The organism is Bosea sp. Tri-49 (assembly GCF_003952665.1).
GTDB lineage: Bacteria > Pseudomonadota > Alphaproteobacteria > Rhizobiales > Beijerinckiaceae > Allobosea.
The window spans coordinates 2544564-2561392 of record NZ_CP017946.1 but is presented as its reverse complement, the minus strand read 5'-3'; the positions used below and the strand labels follow the sequence as shown (position 1 = coordinate 2561392).

The 16829-nt window shown below is 67.9% G+C and carries 19 protein-coding genes; 17 read left to right on the top strand and 2 right to left on the bottom strand.

Annotated elements, in window-relative coordinates:
- Position 1: 1 nt before the first annotated feature.
- Together BLM15_RS12640 and BLM15_RS12635 are read right to left on the bottom strand one after the other, a co-directional pair.
- A complete protein-coding gene (locus BLM15_RS12640; protein WP_236846648.1) occupies positions 2 to 877 on the bottom strand; it encodes a S1 family peptidase in 876 nt (291 codons plus the stop codon).
- 55 nt (positions 878 to 932) lie between these two features.
- Positions 933 to 1706 carry a S1 family peptidase gene (locus BLM15_RS12635; protein ID WP_126113088.1) on the bottom strand — a complete coding sequence of 258 codons (774 nt, stop codon included), beginning with the start codon at positions 1704 to 1706 and terminating at the stop codon, positions 933 to 935.
- A 74-nt stretch (positions 1707 to 1780) separates the two neighbouring features.
- On the opposite strand from BLM15_RS12635, the gene BLM15_RS12630 reads away from it, so the two are divergent.
- The 17 genes from BLM15_RS12630 to BLM15_RS12550 all read left to right on the top strand — a co-directional run bounded on the left by BLM15_RS12630 (position 1781) and on the right by BLM15_RS12550 (position 16828).
- A complete protein-coding gene (locus tag BLM15_RS12630; protein WP_126113087.1) occupies positions 1781 to 2350 on the top strand; it encodes a head-tail connector protein in 570 nt (189 codons plus the stop codon).
- The gene (locus BLM15_RS12625) at positions 2350 to 2697 is read left to right on the top strand and encodes a phage head closure protein (protein WP_126113086.1); all 348 of its coding nucleotides are present in this window, start codon (positions 2350 to 2352) and stop codon (positions 2695 to 2697) included. Before BLM15_RS12630 ends, BLM15_RS12625 begins: the two co-directional genes overlap by 1 nt.
- Complete coding sequence (locus BLM15_RS12620) at positions 2694 to 3104, top strand: DUF3168 domain-containing protein (RefSeq protein ID WP_126113085.1); 411 nt, start codon at positions 2694 to 2696, stop codon at positions 3102 to 3104. The genes BLM15_RS12625 and BLM15_RS12620 overlap by 4 nt, the downstream gene beginning before the upstream one ends.
- 20 nt (positions 3105 to 3124) lie before the next feature.
- On the top strand, positions 3125 to 3535 hold the full coding sequence (locus BLM15_RS12615; protein ID WP_126113084.1) for a phage major tail protein, TP901-1 family: 411 nt from the start codon (positions 3125 to 3127) through the stop codon (positions 3533 to 3535).
- Positions 3536 to 3546: 11 nt separating this feature from the next.
- Positions 3547 to 3900 carry a gene transfer agent family protein gene (locus BLM15_RS12610; RefSeq protein ID WP_126113083.1) on the top strand — a complete coding sequence of 118 codons (354 nt, stop codon included), beginning with the start codon at positions 3547 to 3549 and terminating at the stop codon, positions 3898 to 3900.
- Between the two features lie 38 nt (positions 3901 to 3938).
- On the top strand, positions 3939 to 4145 hold the full coding sequence (locus BLM15_RS12605; RefSeq protein WP_126113082.1) for a phage tail assembly chaperone: 207 nt from the start codon (positions 3939 to 3941) through the stop codon (positions 4143 to 4145).
- Entirely contained in the window at positions 4138 to 4728 is a 591-nt protein-coding gene (locus tag BLM15_RS12600; protein WP_126113081.1) for a phage tail tape measure protein, read from the top strand. The genes BLM15_RS12605 and BLM15_RS12600 overlap by 8 nt, the downstream gene beginning before the upstream one ends.
- 28 nt (positions 4729 to 4756) lie before the next feature.
- Positions 4757 to 5398, top strand: a complete 642-nt coding sequence (locus tag BLM15_RS12595; RefSeq protein ID WP_126113080.1) for a DUF2460 domain-containing protein — start codon at positions 4757 to 4759, stop codon at positions 5396 to 5398.
- A gap of 8 nt (positions 5399 to 5406) precedes the next feature.
- The gene (locus tag BLM15_RS12590; RefSeq protein ID WP_126113079.1) at positions 5407 to 6297 is read left to right on the top strand and encodes a DUF2163 domain-containing protein; all 891 of its coding nucleotides are present in this window, start codon (positions 5407 to 5409) and stop codon (positions 6295 to 6297) included.
- Complete coding sequence (locus BLM15_RS12585; protein ID WP_126113078.1) at positions 6294 to 6740, top strand: NlpC/P60 family protein; 447 nt, start codon at positions 6294 to 6296, stop codon at positions 6738 to 6740. The genes BLM15_RS12590 and BLM15_RS12585 overlap by 4 nt, the downstream gene beginning before the upstream one ends.
- Entirely contained in the window at positions 6740 to 10672 is a 3933-nt protein-coding gene (locus BLM15_RS12580) for a baseplate multidomain protein megatron (RefSeq protein WP_126113077.1), read from the top strand. Before BLM15_RS12585 ends, BLM15_RS12580 begins: the two co-directional genes overlap by 1 nt.
- A gap of 51 nt (positions 10673 to 10723) precedes the next feature.
- On the top strand, positions 10724 to 11050 hold the full coding sequence (locus BLM15_RS12575; protein WP_126113076.1) for a PepSY domain-containing protein: 327 nt from the start codon (positions 10724 to 10726) through the stop codon (positions 11048 to 11050).
- 46 nt (positions 11051 to 11096) lie between these two features.
- On the top strand, positions 11097 to 11759 hold the full coding sequence (locus tag BLM15_RS12570) for a response regulator transcription factor (RefSeq protein WP_092156231.1): 663 nt from the start codon (positions 11097 to 11099) through the stop codon (positions 11757 to 11759).
- A gap of 7 nt (positions 11760 to 11766) precedes the next feature.
- The gene (locus tag BLM15_RS12565; protein WP_126113075.1) at positions 11767 to 13143 is read left to right on the top strand and encodes an ATP-binding protein; all 1377 of its coding nucleotides are present in this window, start codon (positions 11767 to 11769) and stop codon (positions 13141 to 13143) included.
- 76 nt (positions 13144 to 13219) lie between these two features.
- A complete protein-coding gene (gene ccmI, locus BLM15_RS12560; RefSeq protein WP_126113074.1) occupies positions 13220 to 14323 on the top strand; it encodes a c-type cytochrome biogenesis protein CcmI in 1104 nt (367 codons plus the stop codon).
- A gap of 38 nt (positions 14324 to 14361) precedes the next feature.
- Positions 14362 to 14835, top strand: coding sequence for a cytochrome c maturation protein CcmE (gene ccmE, locus BLM15_RS12555; protein WP_126116154.1), 474 nt, complete (start codon positions 14362 to 14364; stop codon positions 14833 to 14835).
- Positions 14836 to 14845: 10 nt separating this feature from the next.
- Positions 14846 to 16828: a heme lyase CcmF/NrfE family subunit gene (locus tag BLM15_RS12550; RefSeq protein ID WP_126113073.1), complete on the top strand. Its 1983-nt coding sequence runs from the start codon at positions 14846 to 14848 to the stop codon at positions 16826 to 16828.
- Position 16829: the final 1 nt, after the last annotated feature.

Genomic DNA, 16829 nt, shown 5'->3' with positions numbered 1-16829 from the left:
ATCAGCGACCGAACCACCAGCTGTAGCTCGCGTTCGGGCGCGCACCCTCGCGCGCCTGGCGCGGCTCGTCGCCATAGTTGAGCAGTCGCTCGCTCGCCTCGGCTATCCAGGCGCGGTGGTCGCTGATCGGGGTGATCGCGGTGAAGCCACCGCAGATCATCTTGATGCGAGAGCTCAAGGGGCCGCTCGACCAGGAGACGATGCCGACGAGATCGCGCGAGCCGGACGGGCCACGCAGGACGGGCCCGCCGGAATCGCCTCGGCAGGCGCCGGCGCCGAGGACCTCACCACGGTTCTCAGTGTCGACCGCCACCTTGACCGTGTTGGCGGTGGTGTAGTTGCCGGCGTTGACTAAGGTCACCTCACGCAGGGTGCGCGCGGTCTTCTTGTTGTTTTCGGAAGCGAGGCCAAAGCCGGCCATGGTCACGGTCTCGCCCTGCCACAACCCGCTGCCGAGCGTCAGTGGCTGGATATCGGCAGGCAGCGGCGCGGCGAGACGCAGCAGCGCCAGGTCCGCGCCCGGCTGGGTGCGCGGCGTCGTGCCGGGCACGAAGGTCGGGTGCGGCAGGACTGCTGCTACCGCATGCGTGCGGTTGCGGAAGCGCTTGTCGAGGCTGATCACGCGCACCGAGCCTCCGGTCATCAGGCAGTGCGCTGCCGTCAGCACGAGCTCGGAGGAGATCGCGGCGCCGGAGCAGAGCTCGCCGCGGCTGGTCTCGACCCGCAAGGTCGAGGCGCGTGCGCCGTCGACTGTGCGCGAGGTGACGCCGCCGATCACAGCCTGTGCCGGCGCAGTCATCTGCAGACCGGCGCAAAAAGCTATCGCGACGATCGCGGCGCGTTTCGAATAGGTCACGGTCGAGGTCATCGCTGCCATGGCTTCAGTCTATGGTTTGCTGCGGCGCAGTCCAGTGCTGTTCGCGCTCGGGCCGTCACGGTGTGGTGGTCCAATCGGCGCTCTCGCCCCAGCCCGACAAGGTGCGGTCGATCCAACTGCGCTGGGGCGCGACCAGCACGCCTTGGCTGAGCAGGCCGCATTGCTTGCCGGATGGGCCGGTCGACCAGCTGGAAACAGCGACGACGCCGCCCGAGCCTGCGACGATGGGTCCGCCGGAATCGCCCTGGCAGGCGCTGGCGCCCGGTCGCTTGCCACCGGTCGTCGGATCGGCCGCCCAGATCAGGACGCGGCCGGGGCCGTAAGGCTCAACGGCGGCGAGTGCAGCTGAGCGGTAAGTGCCGGTCGTCTTCGCTTCGCCCTCGCGCGCGACGCCATAGCCTGCGAGCGTGACCGGCGATCCGGCGCGCGGCAGCGCGCCGTCAACCAGCGTCGCGGTCGAGAAACGCGCCGGCAGCGGCGCGGCGAGCCTGACCAATGCGAGGTCGATCGAACGCTGCCGGTTTGCAACAGCCTTGGCGTTGAACTCCGGATGCAGAGCGATGGCCGCTGGCTCGGTCAGCACCGGCTGGCCGCTGTCCTGCCAGTGGATGCGTAGGTCGACGCGAGCATCGGCGCAGTGAGCGGCGGTGAGGATGGCACGGCGCGACAGCACGATGCCAGTACAGACGCCGCCACGCGCATTGAGGACCATCAACGTCGAGCTGGCGATGGGCCCGCCCTCGCGCCCGCCAACCACGGCCGAGGCGGACCAGGGCGCAGCGATGGCTGCTGCCAGGACTGCCAGTCCAATCACCGTTCTGCCGTGCATCGAGCCGTCTCCGCTGTCGGGCCGGGTTCGATAGCGCATCGCCGGCCCCGTTCAAACCCGGGAGAGGAGAGACCATGACGCCGCTCGCCCTGACGCCACCCGTCATCGAACCGGTCTCGCTATCAGAAGCCAAGGATTTCCTACGGATTCTTGTCGACGACGAGGATGAGCTGCTCGGCACCTTGATCACAGCGGCTCGGCTGATGATCGAGGCCGCTTCCGGGCGTCTCCTGATCGAGCAAGGCTGGCGAATCGTGCTCGACGCCTGGCCGCCGGGCGGCGAGATCCGCCTGCCGCTCTCGCCGGTGCGCAGCCTCACGGCTGCACGCGTCCATCCTGCCGCCGGTGTCGCTGAACTGGTAACGCCGTCGTCGCTGACATTGGTGGAGGGCTCCGATCCGCCGCTGATCAGCGTTTCAGGTCCGGTCTCGGTGCCCGGCCGCGCCCGTTCTTCGATCGAGATCGACCTTGTCGCCGGCTTCGGTACGACGCGCGATACGGTGCCGGCGCCGCTGCGGCAGGCTGTGCTCAGGCTCGCCTGTCGATGGTTTGAGCATCGCGGCGATGTGGTCAGCCGCGATGCAATGCGGCTGCCGGCCGAGATCGCCGCACTCGTCGCTCCCTTTCGCCGTGTGAGGCTCTGATGCTTCGCGAGACATCGAAAGGCCGGCGTCCTGTCGGCGCGCTACGCTGCCGCCTGTTGCTGGAGGCACCCGTTGAAACGGCGGATGGCGCCGGCGGCCAGCTTCGCAGCTTCGAGACCGTTGCCGCTGTCTGGGCCCAGGTCGAATGGCTTTCGGGCGATGAGCGCTGGCGCGGCGAGCGGCCCGAGCAGGCGGCGAGCCACCGCATCACCCTGCGCTGGCGCGCCGGCGTCGATGCCGGTCAGCGGCTGCGCGCCGGTGATCAGATCTTCGACATCCGCACGGCTGGCGATCCCGATGGCGGCCGTCGGCGCCTCGTCTGCCTGGCCGAGGAGGTAAGCCGATGAGCGACGCCATCCTGCCGCTGCGACGCGCGATCCACGCGCATTTGTCCGCCGATGCCGGGCTGACGGCGCTGATCGGAGCAGGCCGCATCCATGACGAGCCGCCGCGCGCCCTGAACGGGCTCTACATTGTCCATGGCGACGTCACGGCCGAGGACTGGTCGACCGGCAGCGACCGCGGTTGCGAGCAGAAGCTTTCCCTCGTCGTCTGGGCGGGGGAGAGCGCCTCTTCGCGCAAGGCGCTCGAGACGGCAGCCCGGATCGTCATCAGCCTGGAGGATGCCGCGCTAGCGCCTGAAGAGCACCGGCTGGTCAATCTGACCTGGCTGTCCTCGAAGCTGACCCGCGACCCCAAAACCCATCTGCCGACCGTGACCCTGACCTTCCGCGCCGTCACCGAGGCGCTCTGACCCGCACGAAAGGACCGCCCATGCCTGCCCAGAAAGGCAAGGACCTGTTGCTCAAGGCCGCCGATGCGGGCGGCAGCTTCGTCACCGTAGCGGGCTTGCGCGCCCGCCAGATCGCCTTCAACGCCGAGGCGGTCGATGTCACCCATACCGAGTCGGCGGGGCGCTGGCGCGAGCTGTTGGCAGGCGCCGGCATGCGCCGCGCCAGCATCAGCGGCGCCGGCATCTTCAAGGACGAGGCGTCGGACGCGCTGGTTCGCCAGATCTTCTTCGATGGCGCGATCCGCGACTGGCAGGTGATCGTCCCCGATTTCGGCACGATCACCGGGCCGTTCCAGCTCTCGACGCTCGAATATCGCGGCGACCATGCCGCCGAGGTCACCTTCGAGCTCTCGCTGGAATCGGCCGGCCAACTCACCTTCACACTCGCCTGAGGGGAAACGGCATGGTCAATCGCTACAGGGGCGAGGTCGCCCTGATGGTCGAGGGGCGGGCGCTGCCGATGCGGCTCACGCTCGGCGCGCTCGCCGAACTCGAGGATGCATTCTCGGTCGAGAACCTGCCGGCGCTGGGCGAACGCTTCGCCGCCGGTCGGCTTTCGGCCCGCGATATCGCGCGCATCCTGGCGGCCGGGCTACGCGGGGCCGGCAGTGCGCTGGCCACGGACGAGGTTGCCACGCTCCCTTTTGACGGCGGGCTCAACGGCGCCATCGCTGCTGCGATCGCATTGCTCGACGCGACCTTCGCCCCGGCCGGCGAGGTCTCGGGAGCTCGCCCTTCGATGCCGCCGGCGGTCTGAGCGCGCCGGCGGCGGTCCCTTTTCCCTGGCGCGAGGTGATGGCCTTCGGGCTCGGGCGCCTGCGCTGGCCGCCGGATGTCTTCTGGGCCGCAAGTCCGCGCGAAATCTTTGCTGCGATCGAGGCCTACCGGCCGCCTCAAGCGGTCGAAGCGCCCTCGCGCACGACGCTAGATGCACTGATGCAGGCCCATCCGGATCTCGTTTCCTGTGATCATGACGATTGGAAAGGTCGCATCGATGGCTGACGAAGACGCTTCTCCCTCCTTCGATTTCGGTGGCCTTCGCACGCTGAACACGCTGACCCAGAGCCTGACCAAGGCGTCGCAGGCCTTCGGCAAGTCGATCACCACGGCCTTCGCCAGCGGTATCGTCGAGGGCAAGCGCTTCGAAGACGTGCTGCGCAACATCGGCACGTCGCTGAGCCAGAGCCTACTGAAGTCGGCCCTGAAGCCGCTGCAGAGCGCGATCTCGAGTTGGCTCGGCTCCGGCATCAACAGCCTGGTTGGCCTCTTCACCGGCGGCATGAGAGGTGGCGGTGGTTTGCCGGTCTCGCCCTTCGCCGATGGCGGCGTTGTCGCGGCACCGTCCTATTTCGCCATGGGGCGCGGCCTCGGGCTGATGGGCGAACGTGGAGCCGAAGCGATCATGCCCTTGTCGCGTGGTCCTGACGGCAAGCTCGGCGTACGCGCTGCCGGTGGCGGCGAGCGGCGTCCGGCCAGCGTCACCGTCCAGATCACGACGCCTGACGCCGACAGCTTCCGCCGCTCCGAGGCGCAGGTCTCGGCGGCGATCGCCCGCGCCGTGGCGCGCGGCAACCGGGCGCTCTGACCTTTAGCAACATGACAGGAGAGGCAGCATGAGCGGCTTCCACGAGGTGCGCTTCCCGACCGGGATCGCGCGCGGTGCCCGCGGCGGGCCGGAGCGGCTGACCCAAGTGGTGATGCTGGCCTCGGGCCAGGAGGTCCGCAACAGTCGTTGGGCGCATTCGCGCAGGCGCTACGATGCCGGTTTCGGCATCCGCACTCTCGATGCGCTCGCTGAGGTCGTCGCCTTCTTCGAAGAGCGCCGCGGCCGGCTCTATGGCTTCCGCTGGCGCGACCAGCTCGACTGGAAGAGCTGTGGCCCGTCGGCGACGCCTGTGGCGAGTGATCAGCAGATCGGCGTCGGCGACGGGGCGACACGGGTCTTCCAGCTCTGCAAGCTCTATGGCGGACTGCACGCTCCTTACGTCCGGCGCATTACCAAGCCGTTGGCCGGGAGCGTGCTCATCGCGGTCGACGGTGTCGTGCAGGTGCAGCCGACAGCCGTGTCCTGCGATCACGCCAGCGGACAAGTCACTTTCGCTGTCGGCCATGCGCCACCGGCCGGCTCCGTCGTCAGCGCCGGCTTCTCCTTCGATGTTCCGGTCCGCTTCGATACCGATGCGATCGAGGTCGATCTGTCGGCCTTCGAGGCCGGTGACATCCCCAAGATCCCGATCGTCGAGATCGCCGACTGAGGTTTGCCATGCGGATACTTTCCCCGGCGCTCGCGGCGCATGTCGCCGGCGAGGCGACCACGCTTTGCCGCTGCTGGAGCCTGACCCGACGCGACGGGGCGGTGCTCGGCTTCACTGATCATGACCGCGATCTTGCTTTCGACGGAGTTCTGTTCCGCGCGAATGCCGGCCTTGAAGCCGCCGAGGCCAGCTCCGAGCTCGGCTTCACGACCGGCGGCGGCGAGGTGCTCGGAGCCTTGGCGGCAAGCGGCCTCAACGAGCAGGATTTGTCGCGTGGGCTCTACGACGATGCCCGTGTCGCACTCTGGCTGGTCAACTGGGCCGATCCGAGCCAGCGCACCTTGCTAGAGACCGGTTTTGTCGGCGAGGTGAAGCGCAGCGACAGCAATTTCACCGCTGAGGTCCGGGGGCTCGGCAAGGCCTTCGACGAGGAGCGTGGCCGGCTCTACACTGCGAGTTGCTCGGCCGATCTCGGGGACACGCGTTGTGGTGTCACACCTAGCTCGTCTGCGGCGACCGTCGCTGCAACGGATGGACGGCTCTCGCTTACTGCGCCGGCACTCTCCGGTTATGGCGACGGCTACCTCAGCGGCGGCCGGCTGGTTTTCACCGCGGGCGCCAACACTGGCTTCGCCACAGAGATACGCAGCCACCGTGAGGACGGTGGCGCGATCGTCTTGCAGCTTTGGCAGGCTGCGCCGCAGCCGATCATGGTCGGCGATGTCTTCACGGCCCAGGCCGGCTGCGACAAGCGCTTCACCACCTGCCGCAACAAGTTCAGCAACGGCGTCAACTTCCGCGGCTTCCCGCATTTGCCGGGCAACGACTTCATCATTGGCGGCGCCGCCACGGATAATCCTGGTGCCGGCCCGTTCGATGGCGGGAGCCTGTTCCAATGACGGGCACCGATACGACGCGCGAACGCATCGTTGCGGCGGCACGCGGCTGGCTCGGCACGCCCTATCACCATCAGGCGTCGCTGCGCGGCGTCGGTTGCGACTGCCTCGGCCTGGTACGTGGGATCTGGCGCGACCTTTATCGCGACGAACCCGAGCCGACGCCACCCTATTCGCCCTACTGGGCCCAGCAGGGTGCGGGCGAGACACTGGCACTGGCGGCGCAGCGTCACCTGCGGCCTCTCGATATCGAGGCTGCGCGGCCCGGCGACGTCCTGCTCTTCCGCTGGCGCCAGCATCTGCCAGCGGCGCATTGCGCCATTCTGATCGAGCGGGACCGCATTCTGCACGCCCATGACGGCGCGGCGGTCGGCGAGGTTGCCTTTACCGGCTGGTGGCGCCGCCATCTCAGCCACGCCTTCGCCTTTCCGGAGCTCGATCCCTAATGGCTACGCTCGTCCTGCAGGTCGCCGGTTCGGTGCTCGGAGCGGCCGTCGGCGGCCCGTTCGGTGCCATGATTGGTCGCTCGCTCGGCGCCATCGCCGGTGCGAGCCTCGACCAGGGCCTGTTCGACGGCGGCGGTGGCACACGCATCGTCGAAGGCCCGCGCCTCAAGGAGATCGACGGCCTCGCCTCGACCGAGGGGGCGCCAATCCCGCGGGTCTACGGGCGAGCCAGGCTCGGCGGGCAACTGATTTGGGCGACGCGCTTCGAGGAGGAGGTGACGACCACCGTCACCCGTACCAAGAGCGGCGGCAAGGGCGGCCAGAAGGCGCAGAAGACCTACGAGGCCACCTACAGCTACTACGCCAATCTCGCGATCGCGATCTGCGAGGGGCCGATCGCCTTCGTCCGCCGAATCTGGGCCGATGGGCGCGAGATCGATTTCAATGCCGTGTCGCTGCGCATCCATCGCGGCTTCGAGAATCAGGAGCCCGATCCGCTGATCGCCGCCAAGGAGGCGGGCGCCGCGCCGGCCTATCGTGGTACGGCCTATGTCGTGTTCGAGCGCTTTCCGCTCGCTGATTACGGCAACCGCGTACCGCAATTCTCCTTCGAGGTGGTGCGAGCGGTGCCTGGCCTCGGCGAGATGATCCGCGCCGTGACGCTGATCCCCGGCGCGAGCGAGTTCATCTATCAGCCGACTCTGGTCAACCAGGAGCCTGAAGCTGGCGTCACTATCGCCGAGAACCGGCACCAGCTGCACAGCACCACCGATATCGACGGCGCGATCACGCATCTGCTGGCGCTCTGCCCGAACCTGCGACGTATTTCCTTGGTCGTCAGTTGGTTCGGTGACGATCTGCGGGCGGACCATTGCACCATCGCACCGCGCGTCGAGATCGCCGACAAGAATACGCCTGACGCGCCGTGGTCGGTAGCGGGGCTTGATCGGCTGACGGCCCGCGTCGTCAGCCAGTCGAACGGCAGGCCTGCCTATGGCGGCACGCCTTCGGACGGCAGCGTCGTCGCGCTCATCCGCCGCCTGCGCCATGTCTATGGGCTCGAGGTGGTGCTCTATCCGTTCGTTATGATGGATGTGCCGGCGGGCAACGCGTTGGTCGATCCGCGCACAGGTAATGCATTCCAGCCGCCTTACCCCTGGCGCGGCCACATCACCTGCTCGCCCGCCCCTGGCCGGCCGAGCTCTCCGGACGGTACGTCGGCCGCGACGAGCCAGATCGCGAGCTTTCTCGGCTCCGCAACGGCTGTCGACTTCTCGCTCGACGGCGACAAGGTCATCTGCGCCCGGCCGGGCGAGTGGAGCTTTCGCCGCGCCGTGCTGCATGCCGCCATGCTCGCCAAGGCGGCCGGCGGGGTCGAGGGGTTCATCATCGGCTCCGAGCTGGTCGGTCTGACGCGGGTGCGCGGGGCTCCGGGTTATTATCCGATGGTCAACGGGTTGGTCGCGCTTGCGGCCGAGGTCCGCGCAATCCTGCCACCATCGACCAAGCTGACCTATGCAGCTGACTGGACCGAATACGGTGCCCATGTTCGCGATGGCGGGCAGGAGGTTCGTTTTCCGCTCGACCCGCTCTGGTCGAGCACGCACATCGACGCGATCGGCATCGACTATTACGCGCCGCTTTCCGACTGGCGCGATACGCCCGATCATGCCGACCTCGCCGTTGCGCGGGGGCCGGCCGATGTCGACTACCTGCGCAAGCGCCTGACCTCCGGTGAGGGTTATGACTGGCACTACGCCGACCTTTCCAGTCGCTACGCCCAGATGCGTCTGCCAATCACGGATGGCGCCTTTGGCAAGCCCTGGGTCTTCCGGCAGAAGGACCTGCCGAACTGGTGGCTGAATTCCCATGTCGAGCGTGTCGCCGGCGTGGAGATCGGCGCGACGGGTTGGCTGCCCGGCTCGAAGCCGGTCTGGTTGACCGAGATCGGCCTGCCCGCCGTCGACAAGGGCGGCAACTCGCCGAACGTCTTTCCCGATCCGAAATCTGTCGATGGCGGCTATCCGCATTTCTCGACGAGGGCGCGCGACGATCTCGTCCAGGCGCGTGGGCTGGAGGCGATCCTGTCGGGCTTTGATCCCGCGCTTCCCGGTTTCGAACCACAGCGCAATCCGATAGCGCCTTCGCTCGGCCTGCGCATGGTCGATCCGGCCAACGTCTTCGTCTGGACCTGGGATGCAAGGCCGTTCCCGGCCTTTCCCGACCTGACTTCGGTCTGGGCGGACGGGACGAACTACGACACCGGCCACTGGGTCAACGGCCGCCTCGAAGGCGTGACGCTCGATCGATTGGTGCGCGCGATCCTAGCCGATTATGGCCTGCCTGGACCGGATGAAATCGCCATCGACGGTTTCGTCGATGGTTATGTTCTCGACCGGCCGATCTCCGCGCGACAGGCGCTCGAGCCGCTGGCCCAGGCCTTCGGCTTCGACGCTGTGATGTCCTCCGGCAAGCTCGCCTTCCGTGGCCGCGCGGCGACTGTCGCACGCGCCTTGTCGGCTGATGACCTCGTGCTCGATCGCGATGGCCAGCCCTTCGAACTGCGCCGCGCACAGGAGAGCGAGCTGCCGCGCGAGCTACGCCTGGTCCATATCGACGGCAACGAGGACTATCGTCAGGCGACCGCCCGCTCGCGCCGCCTCGCCGGGGCCGCGCGCCGAGAAAACGCCGTCGAACTTCCCGTGGTCACGCGCCGTGCCGAAGGCCAGCGTCTCGCCGACCAGCGGCTGCAGGAGATCTGGGCGGGTCGCGAAACGCTCGAACTGGAGCTTTCACCGCGCTGCGTCGGTCTTGAAGCGGGCGATGTGATCTCGCTCGATGTTGCCGGCCGACCGCGTCTGTTCCGGCTGACGCGGATCAGCGATGGTCCGACCCGGCGCGCCAGTGCGCGTGCGGTCGAGCCAGCCATTTATCGCGGTGCGGCAGCAGGTGCGGCAGAAGGCGAGCGCCCTCCGAAGCTGACACCGCGGATTGCAGGGCGGCCGGACGCCCTGATCCTCGACCTTCCGATCGTGCGGGAGGTGCCGCCACCACTGCAGTCTCTCGCAGCCTTCGCCGATCCTTGGCCTGGTGCGCTAGCGATCTGGCGCGCCACCGAGGGCATGCCGTTTGAACTGGTTGGCATCGTCGCGGCGCCATCGATCATGGGCGAGACCTTGACCGAACTCGCCCATGGCCCGCTTTGGCGGACCGATCGTTACGCTTCGGTTGACGTTCGGCTGCGTGGCGGCAGCCTCGCTTCGGTTGCGCCGGAGGCGGCCCTTGCCGGAGGCAATGCGCTAGCATTCATCGATGCGGCGGGGGAGGTCGAGATCGCCACAGCGGCGCGGGTGGAGCTGATCGCTGCGCGGACATTCCGGCTGTCGCAGATGGTGCGCGGGCTCGGCGGCTCGGAGCCCGCCGCAGCGCGAACATTGGCTCCAGGGGCACGCGTGGTCGTGCTCGATGGCGCAGCGGTCTCGTTGACGACGAGCCTCGACGATGTCGGCCGGCATGTCCGCTATCGGGTCGGCCCACCCAATGCTGACGTCGCCGCCGCCTCGATGCGCGAGCTCTTCGCGACTGTCGGGATCGCACCGTTGCGGCCATTGGCGCCCGTGCGTGTCCGGGCTCGGCGCCTGCCATCTGGCATTGCCTTGAATTGGATCCGGCGCAGCCGTTTCGGGGGTGACTCCTGGGAAACGGCCGAGGTGCCGCTCGGGGAGGATACCGAGCGTTATCGCGTGACGATTCGAGCTGGCGGCGCGTCCATCAGGACCGTCGATGTCGATGCGTCTGTCATGCTCTACGAAGCGGCGCAGGAACTCGCCGATTTCGGCAGCCCTCAGGCCGAGCTTGACGTCGAGTTGGCACAGCTCAGCGTCGTCGCGGGACCGGGCCTTTCCCGGCGTGGACTCGTCGCGGTCCGCTAAGCTAGCCTCACGCTGATGTTCATGGCGCATTCACGCGTACCGGGATAGCCCATGGCGATGATGCTGCTCGACCCCAACGTCGCGATTTTCGCGCTCGTAACCGCCACTGCTTCGCCGGTGGAACCGGTCGATTCACCGCAGCCAATCTCCTGCCTATCGGCGCAGGAAACGCGCGAGGCTGTGTCGGACGGCAAGGTCATGCAACCCGCCACGGCATCCCGCCATGCCCGTGAGGCGGCGCCCGGCGAGGTCCTGCGGATCAGGCTCTGCCGCCAGGGTGACGAGTTCGTCTATGTGGTGACGACGATGAAGCGCGACGGCCGCGTCGCCCGGGTCACGCTCGATGGCGCCTCGGGCAAGGTGGCGGATATCCGCTAGTTCCGCTATGCCGCGTTCCTGATCCGCCAATCGGAGAAAAGCCGCCGTGCGATTGCTCGTCGTCGAGGACGACAAGGACCTCAACCGCCAGATCGTCAATGCGCTGGAGAATGCCGGCTATGCCGTCGACAAGGCTTTCGATGGCGAAGAAGGGCTCTATCTCGGCGAAACCGAGCCCTATGACGCGGTGATCCTCGATCTTGGACTGCCCAAGGTCGACGGCGTCGCCGTGCTGCAGGGCTGGCGCCGGGCCGGCAAGACCATGCCGGTTTTGATCCTCACGGCGCGCGATCGCTGGAGCGACAAGGTCTCGGGCTTCGACGCCGGCGCCGACGACTATGTCGTCAAGCCGTTCCATATCGAGGAGCTGCTCGCCCGCGTCCGCGCCTTGCTGCGTCGTGCGGCGGGACACGCGACCGCCGAGCTGATCTGCGGCCCGGTCCGCCTCGACACGCGTGCCAGCCGCGTCGTCGTCGATGGCAACCCGGTCAAGCTCACCTCGCACGAGTACCGATTGCTCGCCTATCTGATGCACCATCAGGGCCGTGTGGTCTCGCGCACCGAGCTGGTCGAGCATCTCTACGATCAGGATTTCGACCGCGATTCCAACACGATCGAGGTCTTCGTCGGCCGCCTGCGCAAGAAGCTCGGTGTCGACGTGATCGAGACCGTGCGCGGCCTCGGCTACATCGCTGCCGCGAAGCCCTGAGGCCGCCATGCCGGTCACGCGGCAGCGCTTATCGCTTGGCGCCCGGCTCTTCATCTCGGCCGCGATCTGCTGCGCGCTGGTGCTGATCCTCGCCGGCTTCGGTCTCACCACCTTCTATCGCCGCTCGGCCGAGCGCGGCTTCGACGAGCGTCTCAGCGTCTACATCAAGGAGCTGGTTGCCGACCTTGCGGCGCCGCCCGAGGCCGAGCGCCAGGCGATCGGCGATCTCGGTGAGCCGCGCTTCGACCTGCCGCTCTCCGGCTGGTACTGGCAGATCATCCGGCTCGACGGCGAGCGTCCGACGATACGCACCTCGCGGTCACTGGTCGGTGGGCAGTTGCCGAAACTGCTCGACCAGAATTTGCAGCCGAATGCTCGTGGCTTGCGCGAAAGCTATGTCTCCGGACCGGATGAACGGCGCCTGCGCGTGCTCGAGCGCGAGATCGATGTCGGCGAGGATGGTCGCTTCACCGTCGGCGTTGCGGCCCCGGCCGACGAGATCGAAGGTGATATCCGCGATTTCCGCTTTGCCCTGACGCTGACCTTCCTGTTCCTTGGTCTCGCTTTGGTCGCGTCGACTATCGTGCAGGTTCGCTTCGGCCTGCGCCCGCTGGCGCGCTTGCGCGCTGCGGTTGGGACGGTACGCACCGGAGAGAGCACGCGCATCGCCGGGCGCTACCCGCCTGATCTTGCGCCGCTCGCTGGCGAGCTCAACCAGTTGATCGACGCCAACCGCGAAATCCTGGAGCGCGCCCGAACTCAGGTCGGTAATCTCGCCCATGCCCTCAAGACGCCGCTCAGCGTGATGCAGAACGAGGCCGAGGCCGGGCAGGGCGCTTTGTCCCAGACCATTCGCCATCAGACCGCAATCATGCGCGATCAGGTCCAGTACTATCTCGACCGGGCTCGGGCTGCCGCTTTGTCCGGCGCTCTCGGCGGCGTCTCCGAGATCGCGCCTTCGCTCGACGCGTTGATCCGGACCTTCGAGAAGATCGCGCAGGGCCGGGCGATAGAGGGCAGTCACACTGTTCCTGCCGATGTCCGTTTTCGCGGCGAGAAGCAGGATCTCGAGGAGATGCTCGGCAATTTGCTCGACAACGCTTTCAAATGGGCGCGCACCGAAGTGCAGGTCAGCCTGGCGCCAGAAGCGCAGGCGCCGGAAGGGCGTCTCGTCCTGCTGATCGACGATGATGGCCCGGGGCTTCCCGACGAGGCGATGGCCGAAGTCCTCAAGCGCGGCCGCAGGCTCGACGAGACGACGCCCGGCTCGGGCCTGGGATTATCGATCGTCGTTGATCTCGCCAAGCTCCATGGTGGTGGCCTCTCGCTAGAGCGCTCGCCGCTTGGCGGCCTCAGGGCCCGCCTTGTCCTGCCGGCGGTCTGACGCCGCATTGCCCGCGTGACCCTTTGTCGCCATCTTCGGACATGAACCGGCACCTTCGAACGGTTATGAACGGCGAATGCTGATCTGGATCATCTTCGCGGCCATGACGGGCGCAGCGGTCATGGCGGTGCTCTGGCCGCTCGGCCGCCGGGCGCCGGCACTCACCGCCGACACCGCCGGAGCGACCGCGCTCTACCGCGCCCAGCTCGCCGAGATCGATCGCGATCTCGGCCGCAAGCTGATCGGCGGCACAGAGGCCGATGCAGCCAAGGCCGAGGCGGCGCGCCGACTTCTGCGTGAGACAGCGACGGAATCGACGCTGGCCGGCGAGAGTGAGCCGGCCTTGCGCAGGCGCCGTGCTGCGTCTGCGATCGCGCTCTCCTGCGTGCCTCTGCTGGCGCTGCTGATCTATGGCGCCTACGGCTCGCCGACGACGCCTGACCAGCCGCTGGCGGCGCGGATTAAGGCCAACCCGGCGCAGGATTTCGAGCTGGCACTGGCGCGGATCGAGTCCCATCTCGCGGCCAACCCCACCGACGGCAAAGGCTGGAGCGTGCTCGCGCCGGTCTATCTGCGTCAGGGACGTTTCGACGATGCCGCAAAGGCCTTCGGCAACGCGATCCGCTATGACGGCGCGACGAGCGAGCGGCAGGGTGGCCAGGCCGAGGCTCAGATGCTCGCAGCCGGTGGCGTGGTCACGGCCGCAGCGCGCGAAAGCCTCTCCGAGGCGCTGAAGCTCGACCCGGCCAATCCGCGCGCCCGCTTCTTCATGGCGATCGCGCAGGAGCAGGACGGGCAGGTGCCTGCCGCGATCGCTTCACTCAAGGCCCTGCTTGCGGACGCGCCGGCCGATGCGCCGTGGACCGCCACGGTCCGGGCGCGTCTCGAAGGGCTGGAGCGTCCTGCCGCTCCGGCCGATGCGATCGCGAGCCTGCCCCAGGCCGAACGCATGGGTGCGATCCGCGGCATGGTCGAGGGCCTCGCCGCGCGGCTCGCCGAGGGCGGCGGCAGCCTCGCCGACTGGTCGCGCCTGATCCGCTCGCAAGCTGTTCTCGGCGAACGCGAGGCGGCTCAGAAGTCGCTGTCGACGGCGCGCGAGCGCCTGGCCTCCGATCAGGCGGCAGCGTCCGCCCTCGAGGGCCTGCACACCGAGCTCGGCCTGCAGGAGGCCGCCCGATGACTGTCCAGGCCGTTATTCCCGCCACGCCGCGCAAGCGCTTGACCCGCAAGCAGCGCCGCCTCGTCGTGATCGCCTCGGCCGGCGTCGTCCTCGGCCTCGCTGCCGGCCTCGTCGCCTATGCGCTGCGGGATTCGATCGTCTTCTTCTACGGCCCAACCGAGATCGTCGAGAAAGGCCTCACGCCCGGTACGCGCCTGCGTCTCGGCGGCCTGGTCGAGACCGGCTCGGTCGAGCGTGGTGCCAATCAGCGCGTCAGCTTCGCCGTCACCGACGGCAAGACCAGGACCATGGTCAGCTATACCGGCTTGCTGCCCGACCTCTTCCGCGAAGGGCAGGGTGTCGTCACCGAGGGCGTGCTCGAGGGGCCGGGGCGGTTCCGCGCCGATTCCGTTCTCGCCAAGCATGACGAGACCTATATGCCGCGCGAGGTCGCCGACGCGCTGAAGAAGCAGGGCCATTGGCAGGCCGGCGAAACCAAGCCCGGCGCATCCGCTGCGCCGGCCACGAAATAGGGCCGCGCCTGTGTTCGTCGAGATCGGTCATTTCGCTTTGGCGCTAGCGCTCGGTGTCGCGGTCGTCCAGACGATCGTGCCGCTCTGGGGCGTGAGCCGGAACGACCCAGCCCTTGCCTCGGTCGGCCCGGCGGCGGCGATTGCCTGCTTCCTGCTGGTCGCGCTCTCTTTCGGCTGCCTGATGGCGTCCTATGTGGCGTCGGATTTCTCGGTCGAGAACGTCGCGGCCAATTCACACTCGACGCAGCCGCTGATCTACAAGCTGACGTCAGTCTGGGGGAACCATGAGGGCTCGATGCTGCTCTGGGTCCTCATCCTCGTGCTGTTCGGTGCACTTGTCGCATTGTCGCGGCGTTCGCTGCCGGTGAAATTGCGGGCTGGAACGCTGGCCGCGCAGGGCAGCGTCAGCGTTGCCTTCCTCGCCTTCACGCTGCTGACCTCGAACCCGTTCCGGCGGCTCGTTCCCGCGCCGGGGGAAGGGCAGGACCTCAACCCGATCCTGCAGGATCTCGGCCTCGCGATCCATCCGCCGCTGCTTTATGTCGGCTATGTCGGCTTCTCGATCACCTATGCCTTCGCCGTCGCGGCGTTGATCGAGGGCAAGATTGATGCGGTCTGGGCCCGCGCCGTCCGCCCCTGGACCTTGCTGGCCTGGACCTTCCTGACGCTCGGCATCGCCATGGGCTCCTACTGGGCCTATTACGAGCTCGGCTGGGGCGGCTGGTGGTTCTGGGACCCGGTCGAGAACGCCTCGCTGATGCCCTGGCTCGCCGGCACGGCGCTGATCCACTCGACCGTGGTGATGGAGAAGCGCGACGCGCTCAAGGTCTGGACGATCCTGCTCGCCATCCTGACCTTCTCGCTTTCGCTGCTCGGCACGTTCATCGTCCGCTCCGGCGTGCTGACCTCGGTCCACTCCTTCGCCAGCGACCCGCAGCGCGGCCTGTTCATCCTCGGCATCCTGATCGCCTTCATCGGCGGCTCGCTGGCGCTGTTCGCCTGGCGCGCACCGCTCTTGAAGCAGGGCGGCCTGTTCGCGCCGGTCTCACGGGAGAGCGCGCTCGTCGTCAACAACCTCTTCCTGGCGACGGCCTGCGCCACTGTCTTCATCGGCACGCTCTATCCGCTCGTGCTTGAGATGGTGACCGGCGACAAGATCTCGGTCGGCCCGCCCTTCTTCAACGCCACCTTCGTGCCGCTGCTGGTGCCGCTCCTGCTGCTGCTGCCGATCGGCCAGACGCTTGCCTGGAAGCGCGGCGACCTGCTCGGTGCCGCCCAGCGCGCGCAGGTTGCCTTCGGGGTCGGCGTGATCACCACGCTGGCGATCTTCGCCTTCGTGCGAGGCGGCCCTGTGCTGGCGCCGCTTGGCATCGGGCTCGGCGTCTTTCTCGTTGTCGGAGCGTTCTGGGAAGTTGGCGAACGTGTCGTCGGCCGCGCCAGCGGCGCATCGGCAATCCTGTCGCGGGCGAAGGGCCTGCCGCGTTCGGCCTGGGGCACGGCCCTCGGCCATGCCGGCGTCGGCATCAGTGTGATCGGGATCGCCGCCACTGCCTGGGGAACCGAGGCGATCGGCATGCTCAAGGTCGGCGAGAGCCTGACCAGCGGCCGCTACACCGTAACGCTGGAAGCGGTGACGCCGCGTACCGGCCCGAATTATCGCGAGGATGCGGCCCGCTTCCGCATCGTTGCCGATGGCCGCGAGCTGGAGCCGGTCGAGGCGATGAAGCGCATCTATACGGCGCGCGCCATGCCGACCACCGAGGCAGGCATCCGCACCGTGGGGCTAGGGCAGGCCTATATCAGCCTGGGCGAGCCCGATGCCAGCGGCGCAATCGCGGTCAAGCTGCACGACAAGCCGCTCATCCTCCTGATCTGGATCGGCGCGCTGGTGATGGCGGCGGGTGGTGGGCTCTCGCTCACCGACCGGCGCTTCCGGTTGGCTGCGCCGCGTCGGGTCGCGGCACCGTCCGCGCTTCCGCAGCCGGCCGAGTGAG